Raw genomic sequence first — 16,363 nt, 5'->3', positions numbered from 1 at the left:
CACGCTACGGGATCCAGCCCGCCTCCTCCGCGATCCGGATGGCATCGATTCTGTTGCGGGCACGGAGCTTGTCCACGATGGCCGTCAGATAGTTCCGTACGGTGCCCTGGGTCAGGAAGAGCTGTACGGCCATCTCGGCCGTGTCCGCACCGCGGGCCGCCAGCCTGAGCACCTGGGTCTCCCTGGGTGAGAGCGGGTTGTCCGGTGCCTCCCAGGCGCTGAGGGCGAGATCGGGGTCGATGACCCGCTGCCCCGCGGCGACGGCCCGTACGGACTGCGCCAGCCGGGCCGGCGGTGAGTCCTTCAGCAGGAACCCCGAGACCCGGGCCGACATCGCCCGGCGCAGGGTGCCGGGCCTGCCGAGGCTGGTCAGGATGAGCGTGCGGCAGTCCGGCAGCTTCTCGTGCAGCTCGGCAGCGGCCGTCAGCCCGTCGGTGCCGGGCAGGTCGATGTCGATGATGGCGACGTCGGGCCGCGTTTCCAGCGCGGACGGCACGATGAGGTCGCCCCGGTCGACCGACGCGACCACTTGGAAGTCGGCCTCCATTTCCAGCAGTGCGACCAGTGCGCCGCGGACCATGTGCACGTCCTCGGCGAGAAGAATCTTCAGAGTCAGCATCGGTTGTTCCCCCGTTCAATCCTTGCCGCCTCAGGCTGCGGGTCGCCCCGCGCCCTGGGCCGCGGCCGGCGTGATGCCGATGCCGGGGCCCCCCTTCCTCTGTGGCTCCGGGACCTCGGCCTGATCGGCCGTGACCGGCCTGAGCGGTGCCTCGGCCGTCAGACGGAACCGGCCGCCGGGGGCGGGACCCGCGGTCAGCCGGCCGCCTATGGCGGTCAGCCGGGTGTCGAGATTCCCCAGCCCACTGCCCCGGTGTGCGGAGTCCGACGGGCAGCTCTCGCCCACGCCGTCGTTGTCGAGCACCAGCCGCACCGTCTCCTCCACGATCTCTGCTCGGATGGTGCAGCTCTGTGCCTTGCTGTGCCTGAGGATATTAGTAACTCCCTCGCGCAGGGCGGTGGCGAGAACAGTGTCCACGAGAGGGTGAAGCCGACCGCAGTCGACGTCCACCACCGCGTCGACATCGGCCGCGGCCATCACCTCGGCCACCGACTCCGCCTCGGTCGCCAGGGACATGGACCGGTAGCCGCTGGCGACGAGTCGTACGTCGGCCAGCGCCTGCCGGGAGACCCCGAGCACCGAAATGACCTCGGTGGTCGCCCGCTCCGGGTTGGCGACGACGAGGCGCTGGATCAGCTCGCACTTGAGCGAGATCGCGGAGAGGCTGTAGCCGAGCAGGTCGTGCAGGTCACGCGCGAACCTCAGCCGTTCCTGGGTGACGGCCATCCGAGCCATCTCCGCCCGGGCCTCGTGCACGTCCCGGACCAGGTCCTGGAGCCGGGTGAGGCCGTAGATGACCAGTCCGGTGAGCGCGGTGGCGATCACGAAGTAGGCGACGTCGAGCGGTTCCTGTCCCTTCGCGATCGTCCACACCAGCATCCCCAGCGGCAGCAGGGAGAAGGCGGGCCACGCGTACCGGCCGGGGAGCAGAAGCAGGATGGTGCCCCCGAGCGGGGCGGCCATACTGCCCCATCCGATGTCCATCCAGGCCAGAGGAATGCAGGTCAGGACGAGTTGCACGCCGAGGGCGAGCGCCCGGCGGGCTGGAGACCAGCGTCGGGCGTTCGCCGTCGTGAGCGTCAGCTGGACGGCGAAGAGCGCGATGACGATGACGATGCCGGGTATGAACAGATGCGGGCGGCCGCGGAGTTCGTGCTCGACATTGAGGACGGAGATGATTCCGTAGCCGGTCAGAACGGCGACGACGACCGATTGGGCCAGTCGCGGCGCCAGTGACCCCCGGGAATCCGGATGACTGGGCTCCGGAAGAACCCCCTCCATTCCGTCCTTGCGCGCATACCGAAAACGGCCCGTCATATGGCTCTCCTCGGCATGAAGTTTCGAGAGGGTCAGAAATTGACTATATGACGAGCGGGGCCGGTCCGGTGCCACTCGCAGACGGCTCGGGATCTACGCGGGGAGCGGAATCGGGTTCAGTTCGTCATACGAGCACGGCCTGGGCATATGACCGAGACTCACGGGTACGTCGTAGAGGCGCCCCGGCGCGAATCTGGCGTAGAAGGGACGCATTGCCGGAACGATCACCTTGACAACGGGTATCCCGGTGTCGGGCCGCGTCTGGTCCAGGACCAGCAGCTCCATCCCGTGCCCGGCCACTAGGCCCCTGATCTGCTCGATGTCGTCGAGGAGGTCCTCGTTGCCGCCGGCGTACGGCCACGAGCGGGGTGTTCTCGGCGACTGCGCGGGATCCGGCAGCAGCTGCGACCGCCCCTCTTCGCCCACCCGTTCGAGGGCGGTCGGCGAGGGCGAGGGCGTGGACGGGGGCAGCATCTGGACCATCTCGGTCATGGCCCTGCGCAGCGCCGACCTGGGGTCGAAGTGCGCCCCGAACCCGAACACGTGACCGCCCCCCGCATCGCCGGTGAGCCTGGAGACCGCCACCACGACGGGGATGCCCAGATCCGAGGTGAGGTCGAGCGCCCAGACCTCCCGGCCCGCGCGGCCCAGCGTCTCGCGCATGAACGTCAGCCACGGCTCGTCGAAGGAGCCGAGGTCGAGTGCGGGCATCCGGAGCCGGTTGTACCACCACAGGGCGACGGCATCGCGCTCGACCAGTTCGAGGAAGCCCTGCACCACGGCGTCCTCGACGCTGCTGCCCGCGGCGTTTCCGTTCGAGTCCGCCCACAGTCCGTCGCGGGAACCGGCCGGCGAGGAGTCGAAGTACAGGGTGGAGGTGGGCAGCAGCCGCTGGGTGCGCGAGGAGAGCGACCACACCGGCGACCACTCGGTCGGCGCCGCGGGGTCGAAGGGCCGGCTCACGTGGTGGAAGGGTGCCTGGCGGGCGTTCCACCGGTCGCGGTCGGCGTACTGCCGCTCGTCGAAGAGCTGGTAGCCGTTGGGATGGACGGCCGCCCCGCCGAGACCCGCGAGGGAGTCGATCACCACCAGCTCGTCGCCCTGCCGGGAGCCGCTGTACCGTTCCACCGCCTCGCACAGCGCGCTGACCCGCGCCTCGTTCGCGGTCACGCCCTTGCCGCCGCTGCGGGCCCGCAGGACCTGTCTCGCCCCGGCGAGCGAGTGCCCGCGCAGCGCGAGGTTGTGCCCGGAGTCGTACGCGTGCAGGCCATCGGGTAATCCGGTGAGCGGGCGGATGTCGGTGACGATGCCGGTGACGGGACCGATCAGCCGGCCGTGCCGGTGCAACATCTGGCCCACGGAGAGCGCCCGGTCGTTGGTGCCGCCGTCCGCGGACTTCAGCCGGGACCTCAGCTCGACCGGTCGGCTCGCCCGCGAGGCCACGACCGAGGGGTCTCCGCAGGACGGGCACTGCGGACGGCGCTGCACCGCGTGGTGGGTGGTGCGCAGGGTGAGGCTGTCCAGGACGCAGACCGCGCCCTGCTCTTCGTACCGAAGTCCCGCGATCCACTTCGACGCCTCCAGTACGGCGCTCTGCATGCCGAGGGATCCGACGGCCGCGAGCGACGGGGCCGGCCGGGGCGCGGGGCCGTCCAGCCCGAGGGCCCGTTGTACGGGCAGCTCGCTGCGGCGGTGCTCGGCGAGCCGGTGCGCCAGGCAGGACCAGCACGCCCCGGGGCCGTGCGGATCGAAGACGGGTCCTGTCCACGGTTCGGCGCCGAAGGGCCTGGCCAGCAGCCAGGCCCGGCCCTGCCGGCGCAGCCTCGCGGCGAGGGCGGGCAGTTCGGGAGCCGAGTAGTCCTCACAGACGACCAGCGTGAAGGGGGCGTCGGCGTGCTCGCCCACCGGGTTGAGCCCGGAGGTCCTGCAGGCCGCGTGGGCGGCCGCGCCGTCCGCCCCGCCGACCGCGATCACCGCGATCGGCGCCCGGCTGACCTCGGCCGCGGCGGCGAACCCGTCGAGCCCCGCCCGGTCCCAGTAGGCCTGCGCGGAGATGCTGTCGGCGCAGGCGAGTTCGGCGGCCTGCCGGTAGCCGACCAGATTGGCCTGGGCGAGTCGGCGTACGACCCGTCCGACCTCGGCGACGGGCATCGCGGCCGAGGCCTCCTTCAGCAGTTGCGGCAGTGTGCGGGTGCCGTCGAGGAGCGGTACGAGAGCCTCGATGCCGCTGCCCCGCAGGGTGGTGACGCCCTTGTCGGACAGGAGGAACACGGCCTCGCCCGGAACGGTCTCGGCCCGGACGTGGCGCTTGAACGCCACGAAGGGGCCTCTGGCGGAGTGCTCCACCGCGTTCACGCAGCGACCCGCAGCGCGGGGCGGGCGCCGGCGTCGAGGCTGATGCCCGTGTCGATGCGGGCGCTTGAGCAGAAGCACCGCTCGGCGGACGCGCCGAGGCCGAAGGCGTCCGCGGAACCGCTCAGGTCGTCGATGAACAAGGTGTCCTCGCCCGCCCAGCCCCCCCTTTCCACGGGCAGTTCGAACTCCATCAGGACCGCGACGGGGTCGCTGTCGAAGCGTGCACCGAGCTCCGGCTCGAGTCCGGTCCTGGCTGCGAGTTCCGCGAAACGGAAGAGTTCCTCAGCAACGTTCATGACTTTCCCCCTGTGACGAACGATGTTGTTTCGGCGTCTGCGTCGAGAGTCTGGGGGGAACCCTCATGCAACCGGCAGTGTGACGCTCACCGGACACACATGACATTTTCATGAATCGGCTCATGTGTGGCTCACTGGGCCACGACCACCCCCTAGTGCGAGTCTGCTGAACCTGACTCCAAAAGGGTCGTCGCAGGGTTTGGCCGGCGGCCGTGGCCCGACAAGGGGGAGCACGCAAATGGAGATCAAAGTACTCGGGTCGCTCGCCGTCCACGAGCGCGGCGTCTCGGTGGTTCCGAGCGCCGCGAAGCCCAGGCAGCTGCTCGCGCTGCTCGCCCTCCACGCCGAGCGGGTCGTCACCGTACCCACGCTGATGGAGGAGATCTGGGGCGAGGACATCCCCCGCAGCGCGGCCACCACCTTGCAGACGTACATCCTCCAGTTGCGCCGGAAGATCGGCGCCGCACTGGACGGGGATCCCCTGGTAGACGCCAAGGACGTCCTCGTCACCCAGTTCGGCGGGTACCTGCTCCAGGTGGCTCCGGGCCAGGTCGACGCCCACGAGTTCGAAAGGCTCGCCGGCCACGGCCGGGCCGCCTACGACGTCGGCGACTACCACGCCACGTCCGACCTGCTCGGCCGCGCGCTCGCGCTGTGGCAGGGCCCGGCGCTGGTCGACGTACGGGCGGGGTCCGTGCTCGAACTCGAGGTGCTGCGGCTGAACGAGGAGCGCACGACCGCCCTCGAGCGGCGCATCGAGGCGGACATCCAGCTCGGCCGCCATACCGAGGTGATCCCGGAGCTCCGGGTGCTGGCGGCCCGCCATCCGCTCCACGAGGGCTTCTGCGGACAGCTGATGCGCGCCCTGCACCGGGCGGGCGGGGGCTGGCGTGCTCTCGAGGCGTACCAGAGGCTGCGGGGGTCTTTGGTGCGCGAACTGGGGCTCGAACCGTCCGCGCCGCTCCAGCAGCTGCACCAGGCCGTGCTCTCGGGCGATCTGGACCGGCTCGACCCGGTCGTCGCCGCCTACCCCGGATTCTCCAGCCCGTGGCGGCGGCCGGCTGCCGAACTCGACTGGGCGATGTCGGGGCCGCCCGGCTGGCAGCGCGTGCCCGGGGCCGGTGGCACCCGAACGTGACGTACGCGCAGGGCGGTGGTTGACCGATGTCGACCGTGGCGGTTCCTGGAACACGCCCTGGTGCGGCCGAGTGGCAGCCACCGTCGGCGGCGCCGGTCGAGCGAGGCTCCAGCGGGCCTGGTCACGGCTTTTGAGGGGTCGTTCCTAGCTTGGGCCGATGACGACCTTCGACGAACTGCTGACCACGCTCGCTCCCGCTCCGAGCCTGCACCGGTCCACCGCAGAACTCAACCGGCTGAGGGACGAAGTACGCCGCGGTCCGGATCCCGAGGCGACGAAGCGGCAGCACGCCAAGGGCAAACTGACCCCCTACGAACGGCTCGATCTCCTTTTCGACGAAGGCACGTTCACGGAGATCGAGCCGCTCCGCCGGCACCGGGCCACCGGTTTCGGCCTCCAGCACCGCAGGCCCCACGGCGACGGCGTCGTCATCGGCTGGGGCCAGGTGCACGGCAAAACGGTGTTCGCGTACGCCCACGACTTCCGGGTCTTCGGCGGCGCGCTCGGCGAGGCCCACGCCGCCAAGATCCACAAGGTGATGGACCTCGCCGAGACGGCCGGCGCGCCCCTGGTCTCCCTCAACGACGGCGCCGGTGCCCGCATCCAGGAGGGCGTCTCGGCGCTGGCCGGATACGGCGGCATCTTCCGCCGCAACACCCGCGCCTCAGGGGTGATCCCGCAGATCAGCGTCATGCTCGGCCCGTGCGCCGGCGGCGCGGCGTACTCCCCGGCGCTCACGGACTTCGTGTTCATGGTCCGCGAGACCTCTCAGATGTTCATCACGGGCCCGGACGTGGTCCGCGCGGTGACCGGCGAGCAGATCACCCAGAACGGCCTCGGCGGCGCCGACGTGCACGCCTCCGTCTCCGGCGTCGCCGGATTCGCGTACGACACGGAGGAGGAGTGCCTCGAGGACGTCCGCTACCTGCTCTCGATGCTCCCGCAGAACAACCGCGAGCTGCCCCCGGTGGTCAGTGGCGACGACCCGGCCGACCGCCGTACCGACGCTCTCGCCGACATCGTCCCGGCAGACCCGGGGCAGGCGTACGACATGCGCAAGGTGATCGAGGAGATCGTCGACGACGGCGAGTTCTTCGAGGTGCAGGAGGCCTGGGCGCAGAACGTCGTGTGTGCCTTCGCCCGGCTCGACGGACACGTGGTGGGCATCGTCGCCAACCAGCCGTCCGCCCTGGCCGGCGTCCTGGACATCCACGGCTCCGAGAAGGCCGCGCGGTTCGTCCAGACCTGCGACGCCTTCAACGTCCCGCTGCTGACGCTCGTGGACGTGCCCGGCTTCCTGCCGGGCGTCGACCAGGAGCACAACGGGATCATCCGGCACGGCGCGAAGCTGCTGTACGCGTACTGCAACGCGACGGTCCCGCGGATCTCCCTGGTCGTGCGCAAGGCCTACGGCGGCGCGTACATCGTCATGGACTCCCGGTCCATCGGTGCCGACCTGGCCTTCGCGTGGCCGATCAACGAGATCGCGGTGATGGGTGCGGAGGGCGCGGCGAACGTGGTGTTCCGCAAGGAGATCGCCTCCTCCGACGATCCCGAGGCGACACGGGAACGTCTGGTCAAGCAGTACAAGGCCGAACTCATGCATCCGTACTACGCCGCGGAGCGCGGGCTCGTGGACGACGTCATCGATCCGGGCGAGACCCGTCGGGTCCTGATCCGCTCCCTGGCGATGCTGCGGGCCAAGCACGCCCCGCTGCCGGAGCGCAAGCACGGCAACCAGCCGGTGTGAGCCCGCGGCCGGGCCCGGGAGGGGTCACTCCGGGAGCGGGGTCCGCAGGCCGTCCAGCCAGGATTGCCAGGCGGGGGCGCGCAGCGGGGCGCCGGCCGGGAGCGCGCCGCCCGTCCAGTCGGTGACGGGGCGCAGGCCGTGGAGGGCGTTGGCCACCCAGACCTCGCGTCCGGCCAGCGCGGACAGCCGGCGCCGGACGGGCCGTACGGTCACGCCGGTGCGCGCCGCCCGGTCGAGCAGCAGCGAGGCGGTGACCCCGGGGAGGACGGGGAGCTCGGCGGGCGGGTGGCACAGGACGTCGTCCTCCCACCACAGGAGCGAGGAGTTGGCCGCTTCGAGCACCACCCCGTCGGCGGTGATCAGGAGCGCCTCGTCGGCGTCCGCGGCCGTGGCCCCGGAGCGGACCGCGGCCAGGGCGCCCAGGTCCGGTCCCTTGTGCCGGGGCGCCCGGCGCGGGTCACGGACGGCCAGCCCCCAGACCCTGGCCGTCGTGGAGCGCGCGGGGGCGGGGCGCAGCCGGTACAGCAGGCGGTGGCCGCCGGGCAGGACCGTGTCCGGGGACGCGTCCGCGGGCGCGGGCGCCAGCTCGACGCGCGGGAACCAGTGGCCGTCCTCCCGGGGCAGCAGGACCGCCATGGCGGTCCAGAAGGTGTCCAGGAGCGCCCCGGGGACGCCGGCGGTCTCGGCGCAGGTGGCGGTGAAGCGGCGGCGGTGCCGGTCCAGGGCGCGGACCCGGCCGTCGGCGACCAGCCAGGAGTCCGCGGCGAGGAGCGTGCCCGGTCCGTCCGTTGCGGGGATCTCGCGGAGGGCGCCGGACGGGGTGAGCGCGTAGAGGCGGTCGGCGCGGCCCGGGGCGGTCGGGGCGGTCGGGGCGGTCGGGGCGGTCAACGGATGTGCTCCTGGTTCACGACGGCGGTACGGATGGCGAGGCCTCCTCCGGTGGTTCACAGTGGCGGATTCGCCACCCCGGCCCATCGTCTCGGATCACGACGGGCTCCTGCCAGTGCGCCTCGTCCGGGGGTGGAACGGATGGACGGTGAAGGTGCCGTGGTGATCCACCGGAGCGTGCGGGTTCACCTCAGGGGGCGCCGAGAGGACGGACTCGGCATACGGAACCGGCAGAAGAACCCGATGCCGAATTCCGGACGGGCGGCGCGATCGGGAAAGGCCGTCTCGACTTCGAGGGAGCGCATCCCCGGGATCTCGATTTTCCGCGGCGGAACTCGTGAGACGACTGACATTCACGTTCACCACCGGCACGCCACGGGAAGTCGGTGCTCAGTCAGATGTATCCCGCTCCGCGCACCCGTCCGCACCGGGTGACCGAGGAGCAGGAATAGACGGTTCCGCCCGTGCGCAATTCCGGTGCCGTACTTTCCCTACGGGGCTTCGGAGCCCCGAGTGGCCTTTCCCCTTACCCGGAACCACTGTGCGGGGCAGAGCTGACCGGCAATGCGGCGGACATCTCGACGGAGACGGGTCCCTTCGTGATCGGCGCTGTCGGGTCGGACGCGGGCCCGCTGCGGAACGACACGGCGGAAGCCGGTTCGAGCACCCGCTTCCGCGTCCCCGCCACACCGGCGCCGAGCCCGCCGCACGCATCGGCGAACGGCTGGATCACGCCGGTCCGTACCGCGGGCGCGGACGGGCTGGGGGTGCGCAGGGCGAGGAGGGTGGCGGGCCAGGCGAGCAGGACCATCGCGGTGACACCGGCGATGAACCAGCCGGAGGCCCCGTGTTCGCCGAGGTAGGTGGCGAGCGCCGGGGCGATGCCGCCGAGGACCGCCGAGGTCACCGCGTTGGGCAGGCCCATGCCCAGAGCGCGGTTCTCGGCGGGGAAGAGCTCGGAGAGGATGCCGGGGAGCGTGGTGGTGGCGCAGACGAGGTAGACGGTGCCGCTGAGGTAGGCGAACAGCAGCCTCGCGAAAGTGCCGTCGATGGTGAGGAAGCTGTACGAGCCGGTGACGGCGAAGAGGACGGTCGCGCCGAGCAGGAAGCGGCGGGGGCCGACCTTGTCGGCGAGCAGGCCGATGGGCACGTTGATCACCATCAGGATGGCCGTCGCGCAGACGACGACCCCGAACATGGTGCCGGGCCCGCTCAGGCGCTGTCCCATGGCCGGGATCACGGAGGTCCAGGTGCCGCCGATGGTGCCCATGCCCGCGATGAACAGGACGGACATCAGCACCTGGCGCCGGTAGGTGACCAGTACCCGGCGCAGCGAGCCCCGGGTGGCCCGGGAGCTGACCTCCCGCTGGAAGACCTCGGTCTCGGCGAGCCCGCGGCGCAGGAACAGCAGGACGATGCCGAAGACGCCGCCGACGAGGAAGGGGACGCGCCAGCCCCAGGCGGCCATGGCGTCGGCGCCGAGGACGCCGGTCAGGAGGCCGCCGAGCATCGCCGCGGTGAAGGCGCCCGCGGCGGTGGTCAGGGAGAAGAGGCTGCCGTAGAGCGACTTGCGCTGGGGCGGGGCCACTTCCATGAGGTAGGCGGCCGCCGCGGGCCATTCACCGCCGGAGGAGATGCCCTGGGCCACGCGGGCGAGCAGCAGGATGACGGGGGCGAGGATGCCGACCAGGCCGTAGGTCGGTGCGATGCCGATGAGGAACGAGCCGGCGGTCATGAGGCCGATGGCGAGCATCAGGGCGGGTCGCCGGCCGCGCCGGTCGGCGAGGCGGCCGAGCAGGATGCCGCCGAGCGGACGGACGAGGACGCCCACTCCGAGGACGGCGAACGCACCGATCAGGGAGGTGACCGGGTTGCTGGAGGGGAAGAAGTGGGGGGCGAGGAGCGGGGCGAAGAGGCCGTAGCCCAGCCAGTCGAAGGACTCGACGAAGTTGCCGACGACGGTGGCGGTGACGGCGCGGCGGTGGGTCCGCCGGGTGGCGCGGGCCTCGGGGGACGCGGTTGTGGACATGGTCGTCAGGCCTCTCGGACCGCGCCGGCGTAGCCGTGGGCGGTGATCCGGCGGCCCGCTTCCTCGTAGTAGCCGGGCTCGGCCGGAACGGCGGTGGCGAGGCAGCTGACGTACCGGTTGTACATGCAGAAGGCCGCGGCGATGAGCACGGTGTCGTGGAGGTGGCCGTCGGTGGCGCCTGCCGCGCGGGCGGCGGCGATCGCTTCGTCGGAGACGGGCGCGGCCTGGGCCTGGACCTCGGCCGCGACCCGCAGCAGGGCGCGCAGCAGCGGGGACAGCGGGGCGGTGTCCACGTCGTGCTGGACCGCCTTGACGAGGTCGGCGCCGCCTTCGAGCTGGGCGGCGGCGGCCGCGCCGTGGGTGTCGGAGCAGAAGCGGGTGCGGTTGAGCTCCGAGACGTACGTCGCGATCAGCTCGCGCTCGCCGCGCGCCAGCGGGGACGGCCCCCGCAGCAGGGTGTCGGCGACGGCGTTGAGCGGGGCGGCCGATCCGGGACGGTCGGCCATCAGCCCCCTGATGCCGGGGAGGTCGCTGACGATCGTGATGTGCGGCACCGGGTGCGTCCTTTGCTGGAGGGTGGCTCGCGGGTCGGTGCCATCGTTGGCGCGGGTGGCACGAGCGTGCCAACTCCTGCTGTGCGGGATTCGGTTCGTGCGCACTTCGCCGGCCGCGGGCGGCTGCCGGAGCCCCAGGCCGCCCCGCGCCCACGGCGCGGGCGGCCGGGCCGCGGGAGAGCACGGCACAAGGTGCGGTTGTCCTGCCCCGGCCGACAGCCTCGTGAAGGGGGACCGTCCCGGCACGCCCCGCTGTCGACATCCGGAAGGAACCATGAAGACCACGCGTACCGCCGCCTTCGTGACCGCGGCCGCCACGGCCGTCGCCATCGCCCTGATCCCGCAGCCCGCGTCGTCCGCGGGCCCGGTCGACTGCACGTACGCCAAGAGCGGTCTGGTGCCGCTGAACGACCTGGGTACCGGGACCTACCAGGGGCTGATGGGCGGCCTGTACCCGGGCGGCAGCAACACCCGCCCGGCCGCGCACAACACCGCGGGCGAGAACATCGCGAACAAGGACGTGCTGCCGCGCAACGCGGCCGGGCAGGTCGACCTGGTCAACGGCAAGGTGGTGCTGATCTCCATCGGCATGTCGAACACCACGCAGGAGTTCCAGAAGTTCATCCAGACCGCCGGCGGGTACGCCAACCTGAACTCGAAGCTCGTCATCGTCGACGGCGCCCAGGGCGGCAAGGACGCCACCGCGTGGGCGGACCCGGCGAACGCCACCTGGTCGGTGCTCGCCTCCCGGCTCTCCACCGCCGGGGTGACCCCCGCGCAGGTACAGGCGGTGTGGCTGAAGGAGCAGCTGGTCGGGGACAACATCGGCGCCTTCCCGGCCGGGGCCGCCGCCCTGGCCGACACGCTCGGCACGATCGCGCGCAACGCCCGTGCGAACTACCCGAACCTGGCTCTGGGCTACGTGGCCAGCCGGATCTACACCTACAACCCGGCGCGCAGCGCGGGCGCGTACCAGCAGGGCTGGGCCGTCAAGAAGCTGATCCAGAACCAGATCAACGGCGCCTCGAACCTCACCTACGGGCAGGGCGGCGTAGCACCGTGGCTGTCCTGGGGCCCGTACCTGTGGGCGGACGGCCTGGGCGCGGACGGCGTGGCCGGCGGCACCCCGGGGCGCAGTGACGGCCTGGAGTGGGCGTGCTCCGACCTGGTGTCCGACCGTGTGCACCCCAGCGCGACCGGTCAGCAGAAGGTCGCCGACCTGATGCTCGACCAGTTCAGTACGGACTCGACGACCACCCCCTGGTTCAACAACTAACCGGAGAAGGAGTACGTACCGTGCCGCACATCGAGATTCCGGCCCCGGTGCCGGGGATCCGCGGTCTGATGGCCAGCAAGCCCGCCTCCGGGCGGCGGCTGAGCGAGCTCGCCGAGCAGCTGCTGCGGGGCGAGTCCCCGCTGAGCGTGGGTGAGCGGGAGCTGATCGCCGCCTTCGTGTCCTTCCGCAACCAGACCCGCTACTGCACGGGTTCGCACACGGCGGCTGCCGCGCACGCGCTGGGCGGTGACTACGAGCTGGTGGAGGCCGTCAAGCGGGACCCGTCGAGTGCGCCGGTCAGCGAACGGATGCGGGCCCTGCTGGCGATCGCCGGCAAGGTGCGGGGCGACGCGCGCGAGGTGGGCGCGGAGGACGTCGAGGCGGCCCGGGCCGCCGGGGCGGACGACGAGGCGATCCACGACACGGTGCTCATCGCGGCCGCCTTCTGCATGTTCAACCGGTACGTGGACGGGCTGGGCGCGATCACGCCGGACGACCCGGCGGTGTACGACGAGATCGGCGCGTTCCTGACGGCGCACGGGTACCTGCCTCCGGCGGAGTAGGGGGCCCGGAGCGCTGCGTTCACGCGGCGGTTGAACGCCCGGGCGGCGGGGCGGCGCCGCCCGGCCCGGCCCGGGGTTCGGTGAACTCACCTCCGCACAGAAGGAGTTGGCACGACTTCGGGGGCTGGTCACGATGAAGTACCGACCAGTCCGTTCAGAATTGGATGCTCCAGTGCCGCACATCGAGATCACCAACGACCTGCCCGGCATCAGCGGTCTCATGGTGCAGCGCCCCGACACGGCCGGGCCGCTCAACGCGGTGGCCAATGCGCTGCTGCGCGGCGAGTCCCCGCTGAGCCGGGGCGAGCGCGAGCTGATCGCCGCGTACGTCTCGGAGCTCAACCGCACCCGCTTCTGCGCCGACTCGCACAGCGCGTTCGCCGCCGCGCAGCTGGAGGGCGGGCAGCAGCTGGTGGCGCAGGTGCTCGCCGACCCGCAGTCCGCGCCGATCAGCCCGCTGCTGCGGGCCCTGCTGCGGATCGCGGCGGAGGTGCAGGAGCTGGCGCAGCCGGTTTCCGACGAGGCCGTCACCGCCGCCCGCAAGGAGGGCGCGGGCGACGGCGAGATCCACGACACGGTGCTGATCGCTGCGGCGTTCTGCATGTTCAACCGCTATGTGAACTGCCTGGCCACCGACCTGCCCGCCGACGGCTCGCACTACACCGCCGTCGCCGACCGCATCGTCGCGCACGGATACGGCTCGGCCCGCTGACACGCAATCCCGGTCCGGAGGAGGACGCAATGGTGTGGTCCACGGCAGAGATGCCCGACCAGAGCGACAGGACGGCCCTGATCACCGGGGCCTCGGGCGACATCGGGCTGGAGACGGCCCGGGCGCTCGCCGGCCGCGGCGCGCGGGTCGTCCTGGCCTGCCGCGACATGGAGCGGGGCCTTGCCGCGGCAGCCCGCGTCGGCGGCCGTACGGAAGTGGTCCGGGTCGATCTGGCCTCGCTGGAGTCGGTCCGGGAAGCAGCGCTGGAGGTGCGGCGCCGGTTCGACCGGCTCGACCTCCTCGTCAACAACGCCGGCGTGATGTTCCCCGCGTACCGGCGTACGGAGGACGGCTTCGAGCCGCACTTCGGCGTCAACCACCTGGGGCACTTCGCGCTGACGGGCCTGCTGCTGGGGCTCATGCGGGACGTGCCGGGTTCGCGGGTGGTGACGGTCGCGAGCCTCGCCCACCGGGTGGCCGGTCACGGGCCGGGTCCGGACGACGTGCACGCGGCGGGCGGACACCGCTCGGTCGCCGCGTACGGCCGTTCCAAACTCGCCAATCTGATGTTCGCCCGGGAACTGCAGTGCCGACTGGCCGACGCGGGGGCCGAGACCGTCTCGGTGGCCGCCCACCCGGGTCTGTCGGCGACCGGGCTGTGGCACGACGAAGCACCGGCGTGGCTGCGGCCGGTGAGCACGGCCGCCCTGCGGTGGCTGGGACAGCCCGCCGCGGGGGCCGCACTGCCGACGCTGCGGGCCGCTACCGATCCCCTCGTGCGGGGCGGCGACTACTTCGGCCCGGGTGGCGTCTCCGAGTGCCACGGCGGGGCGGTGCCGGCGCGATCGAGCCGGGCCTCTCGCGATGTGATCGCGCAGATCAGGCTGTGGGAGATGTCCGAGGAGCTGACCGGGGTCCGTTACGCGCGCGATGCCGCGCGCAGGGCAGAGCGGCAGCCCGTCGTGGAGGTGGCCCGATGAGCGTGGTGACAGGAGAGGAATCCGTCGCGGCCTCGGTCGGCGAGGGCATCGCCGAGGGCGGCGGACCGTTCCGGGAGGCGGCCGCCTGGGCGTGGGCGTGGCGCAGTTTCGACTTGTCCCTGCCCGATGTCAGCGGGGCCGCGTGGCAGACCGATCCCGCCGCTCCGGCTCCGAAGCTGCCAGAACCACCCCTGGCCGTACGGTCGTTGACACGAACCTTGCGGTGAGCGGCCCTGCCGGGGCGCGCGACCTGGCTGGGTGGAAACGAGGCGGGGGATGAAAGGGACGAGGTGGCCTCGGGTCCGTCCGAGGCCGCTCACGCCGACCTAGTCTGCCCTCACCGACCGTCACGCCTCAGTGGAAAGGCCACCCCCATGACTCAGGTCGCGCATCGACCTGCCCCGGCACCCGACACCGGTGAGCGCAGCAACGCAGGGACCGGACCGTCACGGACGCCCTCCTTCTTCTTCAACGGCCACGCCCCGCGCCGCCGCGCGCTGGTCCTCCTGACCGCGGCCCTGTTCGGCTTCGCGCTGACCGTCGTCTGGTCGGCGAAGTTCGTCGACAAGACCATCGGCGACACCGTCGCGGACTCGCTGCTCGGCCACGCGGCCAAGGGCACCCCGATCACCGGGGTGCTGGCCGGTATCGCCTTCGCGCTCGCCACGGGCGTCGCGGGCACCTTCACCGCCTGCAACGTCGCCGTCTTCAGCGCGCTCGCACCGCTGGCCGGCACGGCCACGACCCGGCGGGGGCGGATGGCCGCGGCGCTGCGGCCGCTGGGCTTCCTCGCTGCCGGCGCCGTGGTGGTCTCCGCGCTCTACGGTGTCGTCGTCGCGCTGGTGGGCACCGGAATGCCGCAGTTCCAGACGAGCGTCGCCGGCGGCGGGGCCGGCTTCTCTCCGCGCCTGGTGCAGGCGATGGTGGTGTACGGGCTGATCGGGCTCGTCATGACCTACCTCGGCCTGGCCGCGCTCGGCATGGTCCGCGACCCGCTGGCCCGGCTGAGCGTGCGCTTCCCGAACGCCCCGATGGTGGTCATGGGAGGGCTGATCGGCGCGTTCCTGATCGGCCGCCCGTTCTCGCTGTTCCGCCAGCTGTTCCAGGACGCGGCCGAGAGCCACAACGTGCTCTACGGGGCCTTGGTGTTCAGCCTGCAGACCCTCGGCAACATCGTCATCGTGGCGGTGCTGTTCCTGCTGGTCAGCGGTTTCCTCGGCGAGCGGCTGCACCGCTGGATGACCGCGAAGCCCAGCCGGGCGTCCGCGGTCATGGCCGCCGCGTTCATCGCCGCCGGCATTTTCATGATCCTTTACTGGGACGTGCGGATGCTCGCGCGCCGGGATCTGATCTGGTACCCGATGGCTCCCTGGGCTGCCTGAGGCAGCCGGGGGCCGTCGGCCCGGGAGGAGCGTCTCGGCGCTCCTCCCGGGCCGTTCGCCGTTTCAGCGGTGATCGACGATCGCGGCGAACAGCTCCGCGGCCGCGTACGCCACGTCGGAGGCGCCCGGCCCGGACTCCTCGAGCACCGGGACGAGGAGGGCCAGGGCGGTGGCGAAGCGGGCCCCGTTCTCCCGCGTCATCGTCAGGGCGCCCTCCCAGAGGGCGTCACGGACGTGCCGGGAGGTCAGGGCGTGGGCACCGGTGCCGGCCGAGAGGTGCAGGATGCCGGCGACGCGCCGTTCCAGCGGCGTCGGCGTCCAGTCGCCGAGGCGCAGGTCGGTGAGGAGGTTTTCGACCTGGCGGCCGGCCTGCTCGGTGGCCGGACGCTCCAGGAGGAGCGTGCCGGCGGACGGGGTGGCGGAGTGCGTCATGGGTGTTCCTCGGTTCGGGTAACGAAGGGGATCAGAGGCCGGATCAGAGGCCGGCGGCGGTGCGCAGGGCGT

General features: G+C 72.0%; 16 protein-coding genes. 8 read left to right on the top strand and 8 right to left on the bottom strand.

The window, feature by feature from the left end:
* Positions 1 to 4: 4 nt before the first annotated feature.
* The 4 genes from AC6CKD_RS34560 to AC6CKD_RS34545 form a co-directional block, all read right to left on the bottom strand.
* Positions 5 to 619 (bottom strand): response regulator transcription factor, encoded by a 615-nt coding sequence (locus AC6CKD_RS34560; RefSeq protein ID WP_498332858.1) that lies wholly within the window; start codon positions 617 to 619, stop codon positions 5 to 7.
* Positions 620 to 649: 30 nt separating this feature from the next.
* Positions 650 to 1,936 (bottom strand): sensor histidine kinase, encoded by a 1,287-nt coding sequence (locus AC6CKD_RS34555; protein WP_498332856.1) that lies wholly within the window; start codon positions 1,934 to 1,936, stop codon positions 650 to 652.
* A 93-nt stretch (positions 1,937 to 2,029) separates the two neighbouring features.
* Positions 2,030 to 4,291, bottom strand: a complete 2,262-nt coding sequence (locus AC6CKD_RS34550; protein WP_498332853.1) for a TOMM precursor leader peptide-binding protein — start codon at positions 4,289 to 4,291, stop codon at positions 2,030 to 2,032.
* On the bottom strand, positions 4,288 to 4,587 hold the full coding sequence (locus tag AC6CKD_RS34545; RefSeq protein ID WP_498332851.1) for a hypothetical protein: 300 nt from the start codon (positions 4,585 to 4,587) through the stop codon (positions 4,288 to 4,290). Before AC6CKD_RS34545 ends, AC6CKD_RS34550 begins: the two co-directional genes overlap by 4 nt.
* A gap of 238 nt (positions 4,588 to 4,825) precedes the next feature.
* On the opposite strand from AC6CKD_RS34545, the gene AC6CKD_RS34540 reads away from it, so the two are divergent.
* Entirely contained in the window at positions 4,826 to 5,725 is a 900-nt protein-coding gene (locus AC6CKD_RS34540; protein WP_498332849.1) for an AfsR/SARP family transcriptional regulator, read from the top strand.
* A 157-nt stretch (positions 5,726 to 5,882) separates the two neighbouring features.
* Positions 5,883 to 7,475 (top strand): acyl-CoA carboxylase subunit beta, encoded by a 1,593-nt coding sequence (locus tag AC6CKD_RS34535; protein ID WP_498332847.1) that lies wholly within the window; start codon positions 5,883 to 5,885, stop codon positions 7,473 to 7,475.
* Positions 7,476 to 7,499: 24 nt separating this feature from the next.
* Here AC6CKD_RS34535 and AC6CKD_RS34530 read toward each other — a convergent pair whose 3' ends face one another.
* The 3 genes from AC6CKD_RS34530 to AC6CKD_RS34520 form a co-directional block, all read right to left on the bottom strand.
* Positions 7,500 to 8,363 (bottom strand): aminotransferase class IV, encoded by an 864-nt coding sequence (locus tag AC6CKD_RS34530; protein ID WP_498332845.1) that lies wholly within the window; start codon positions 8,361 to 8,363, stop codon positions 7,500 to 7,502.
* Between the two features lie 526 nt (positions 8,364 to 8,889).
* Complete coding sequence (locus AC6CKD_RS34525; protein ID WP_498332843.1) at positions 8,890 to 10,392, bottom strand: MFS transporter; 1,503 nt, start codon at positions 10,390 to 10,392, stop codon at positions 8,890 to 8,892.
* Between the two features lie 5 nt (positions 10,393 to 10,397).
* Positions 10,398 to 10,946: a carboxymuconolactone decarboxylase family protein gene (locus AC6CKD_RS34520; RefSeq protein WP_498332841.1), complete on the bottom strand. Its 549-nt coding sequence runs from the start codon at positions 10,944 to 10,946 to the stop codon at positions 10,398 to 10,400.
* 274 nt (positions 10,947 to 11,220) lie between these two features.
* Between AC6CKD_RS34520 and AC6CKD_RS34515 the strand changes: the two genes are divergently transcribed.
* The 6 genes from AC6CKD_RS34515 (at position 11,221) to AC6CKD_RS34490 (ending at position 15,859) form a co-directional block, all read left to right on the top strand.
* Complete coding sequence (locus AC6CKD_RS34515; RefSeq protein WP_498332839.1) at positions 11,221 to 12,222, top strand: hypothetical protein; 1,002 nt, start codon at positions 11,221 to 11,223, stop codon at positions 12,220 to 12,222.
* A gap of 20 nt (positions 12,223 to 12,242) precedes the next feature.
* Complete coding sequence (locus AC6CKD_RS34510) at positions 12,243 to 12,785, top strand: carboxymuconolactone decarboxylase family protein (RefSeq protein ID WP_498332838.1); 543 nt, start codon at positions 12,243 to 12,245, stop codon at positions 12,783 to 12,785.
* Between the two features lie 172 nt (positions 12,786 to 12,957).
* Complete coding sequence (locus tag AC6CKD_RS34505) at positions 12,958 to 13,497, top strand: carboxymuconolactone decarboxylase family protein (RefSeq protein ID WP_498332836.1); 540 nt, start codon at positions 12,958 to 12,960, stop codon at positions 13,495 to 13,497.
* 29 nt (positions 13,498 to 13,526) lie between these two features.
* Positions 13,527 to 14,477, top strand: a complete 951-nt coding sequence (locus AC6CKD_RS34500) for an oxidoreductase (protein WP_498332834.1) — start codon at positions 13,527 to 13,529, stop codon at positions 14,475 to 14,477.
* Positions 14,474 to 14,704 carry a hypothetical protein gene (locus AC6CKD_RS34495; protein WP_498332832.1) on the top strand — a complete coding sequence of 77 codons (231 nt, stop codon included), beginning with the start codon at positions 14,474 to 14,476 and terminating at the stop codon, positions 14,702 to 14,704. The genes AC6CKD_RS34500 and AC6CKD_RS34495 overlap by 4 nt, the downstream gene beginning before the upstream one ends.
* Before the next feature lie 147 nt (positions 14,705 to 14,851).
* On the top strand, positions 14,852 to 15,859 hold the full coding sequence (locus AC6CKD_RS34490) for a hypothetical protein (RefSeq protein ID WP_498332830.1): 1,008 nt from the start codon (positions 14,852 to 14,854) through the stop codon (positions 15,857 to 15,859).
* Positions 15,860 to 15,922: 63 nt separating this feature from the next.
* On the opposite strand, the gene AC6CKD_RS34485 is transcribed toward AC6CKD_RS34490, so the two are convergent.
* The gene (locus AC6CKD_RS34485; protein ID WP_498332828.1) at positions 15,923 to 16,291 is read right to left on the bottom strand and encodes a hypothetical protein; all 369 of its coding nucleotides are present in this window, start codon (positions 16,289 to 16,291) and stop codon (positions 15,923 to 15,925) included.
* Positions 16,292 to 16,363 lie beyond the last annotated feature (72 nt).

This window comes from Streptomyces sp. GQ60 (genome assembly GCF_059758875.1).
Note: the sequence above shows the minus strand (reverse complement) of the source record. Positions and strands in the feature narration are given on the sequence as shown.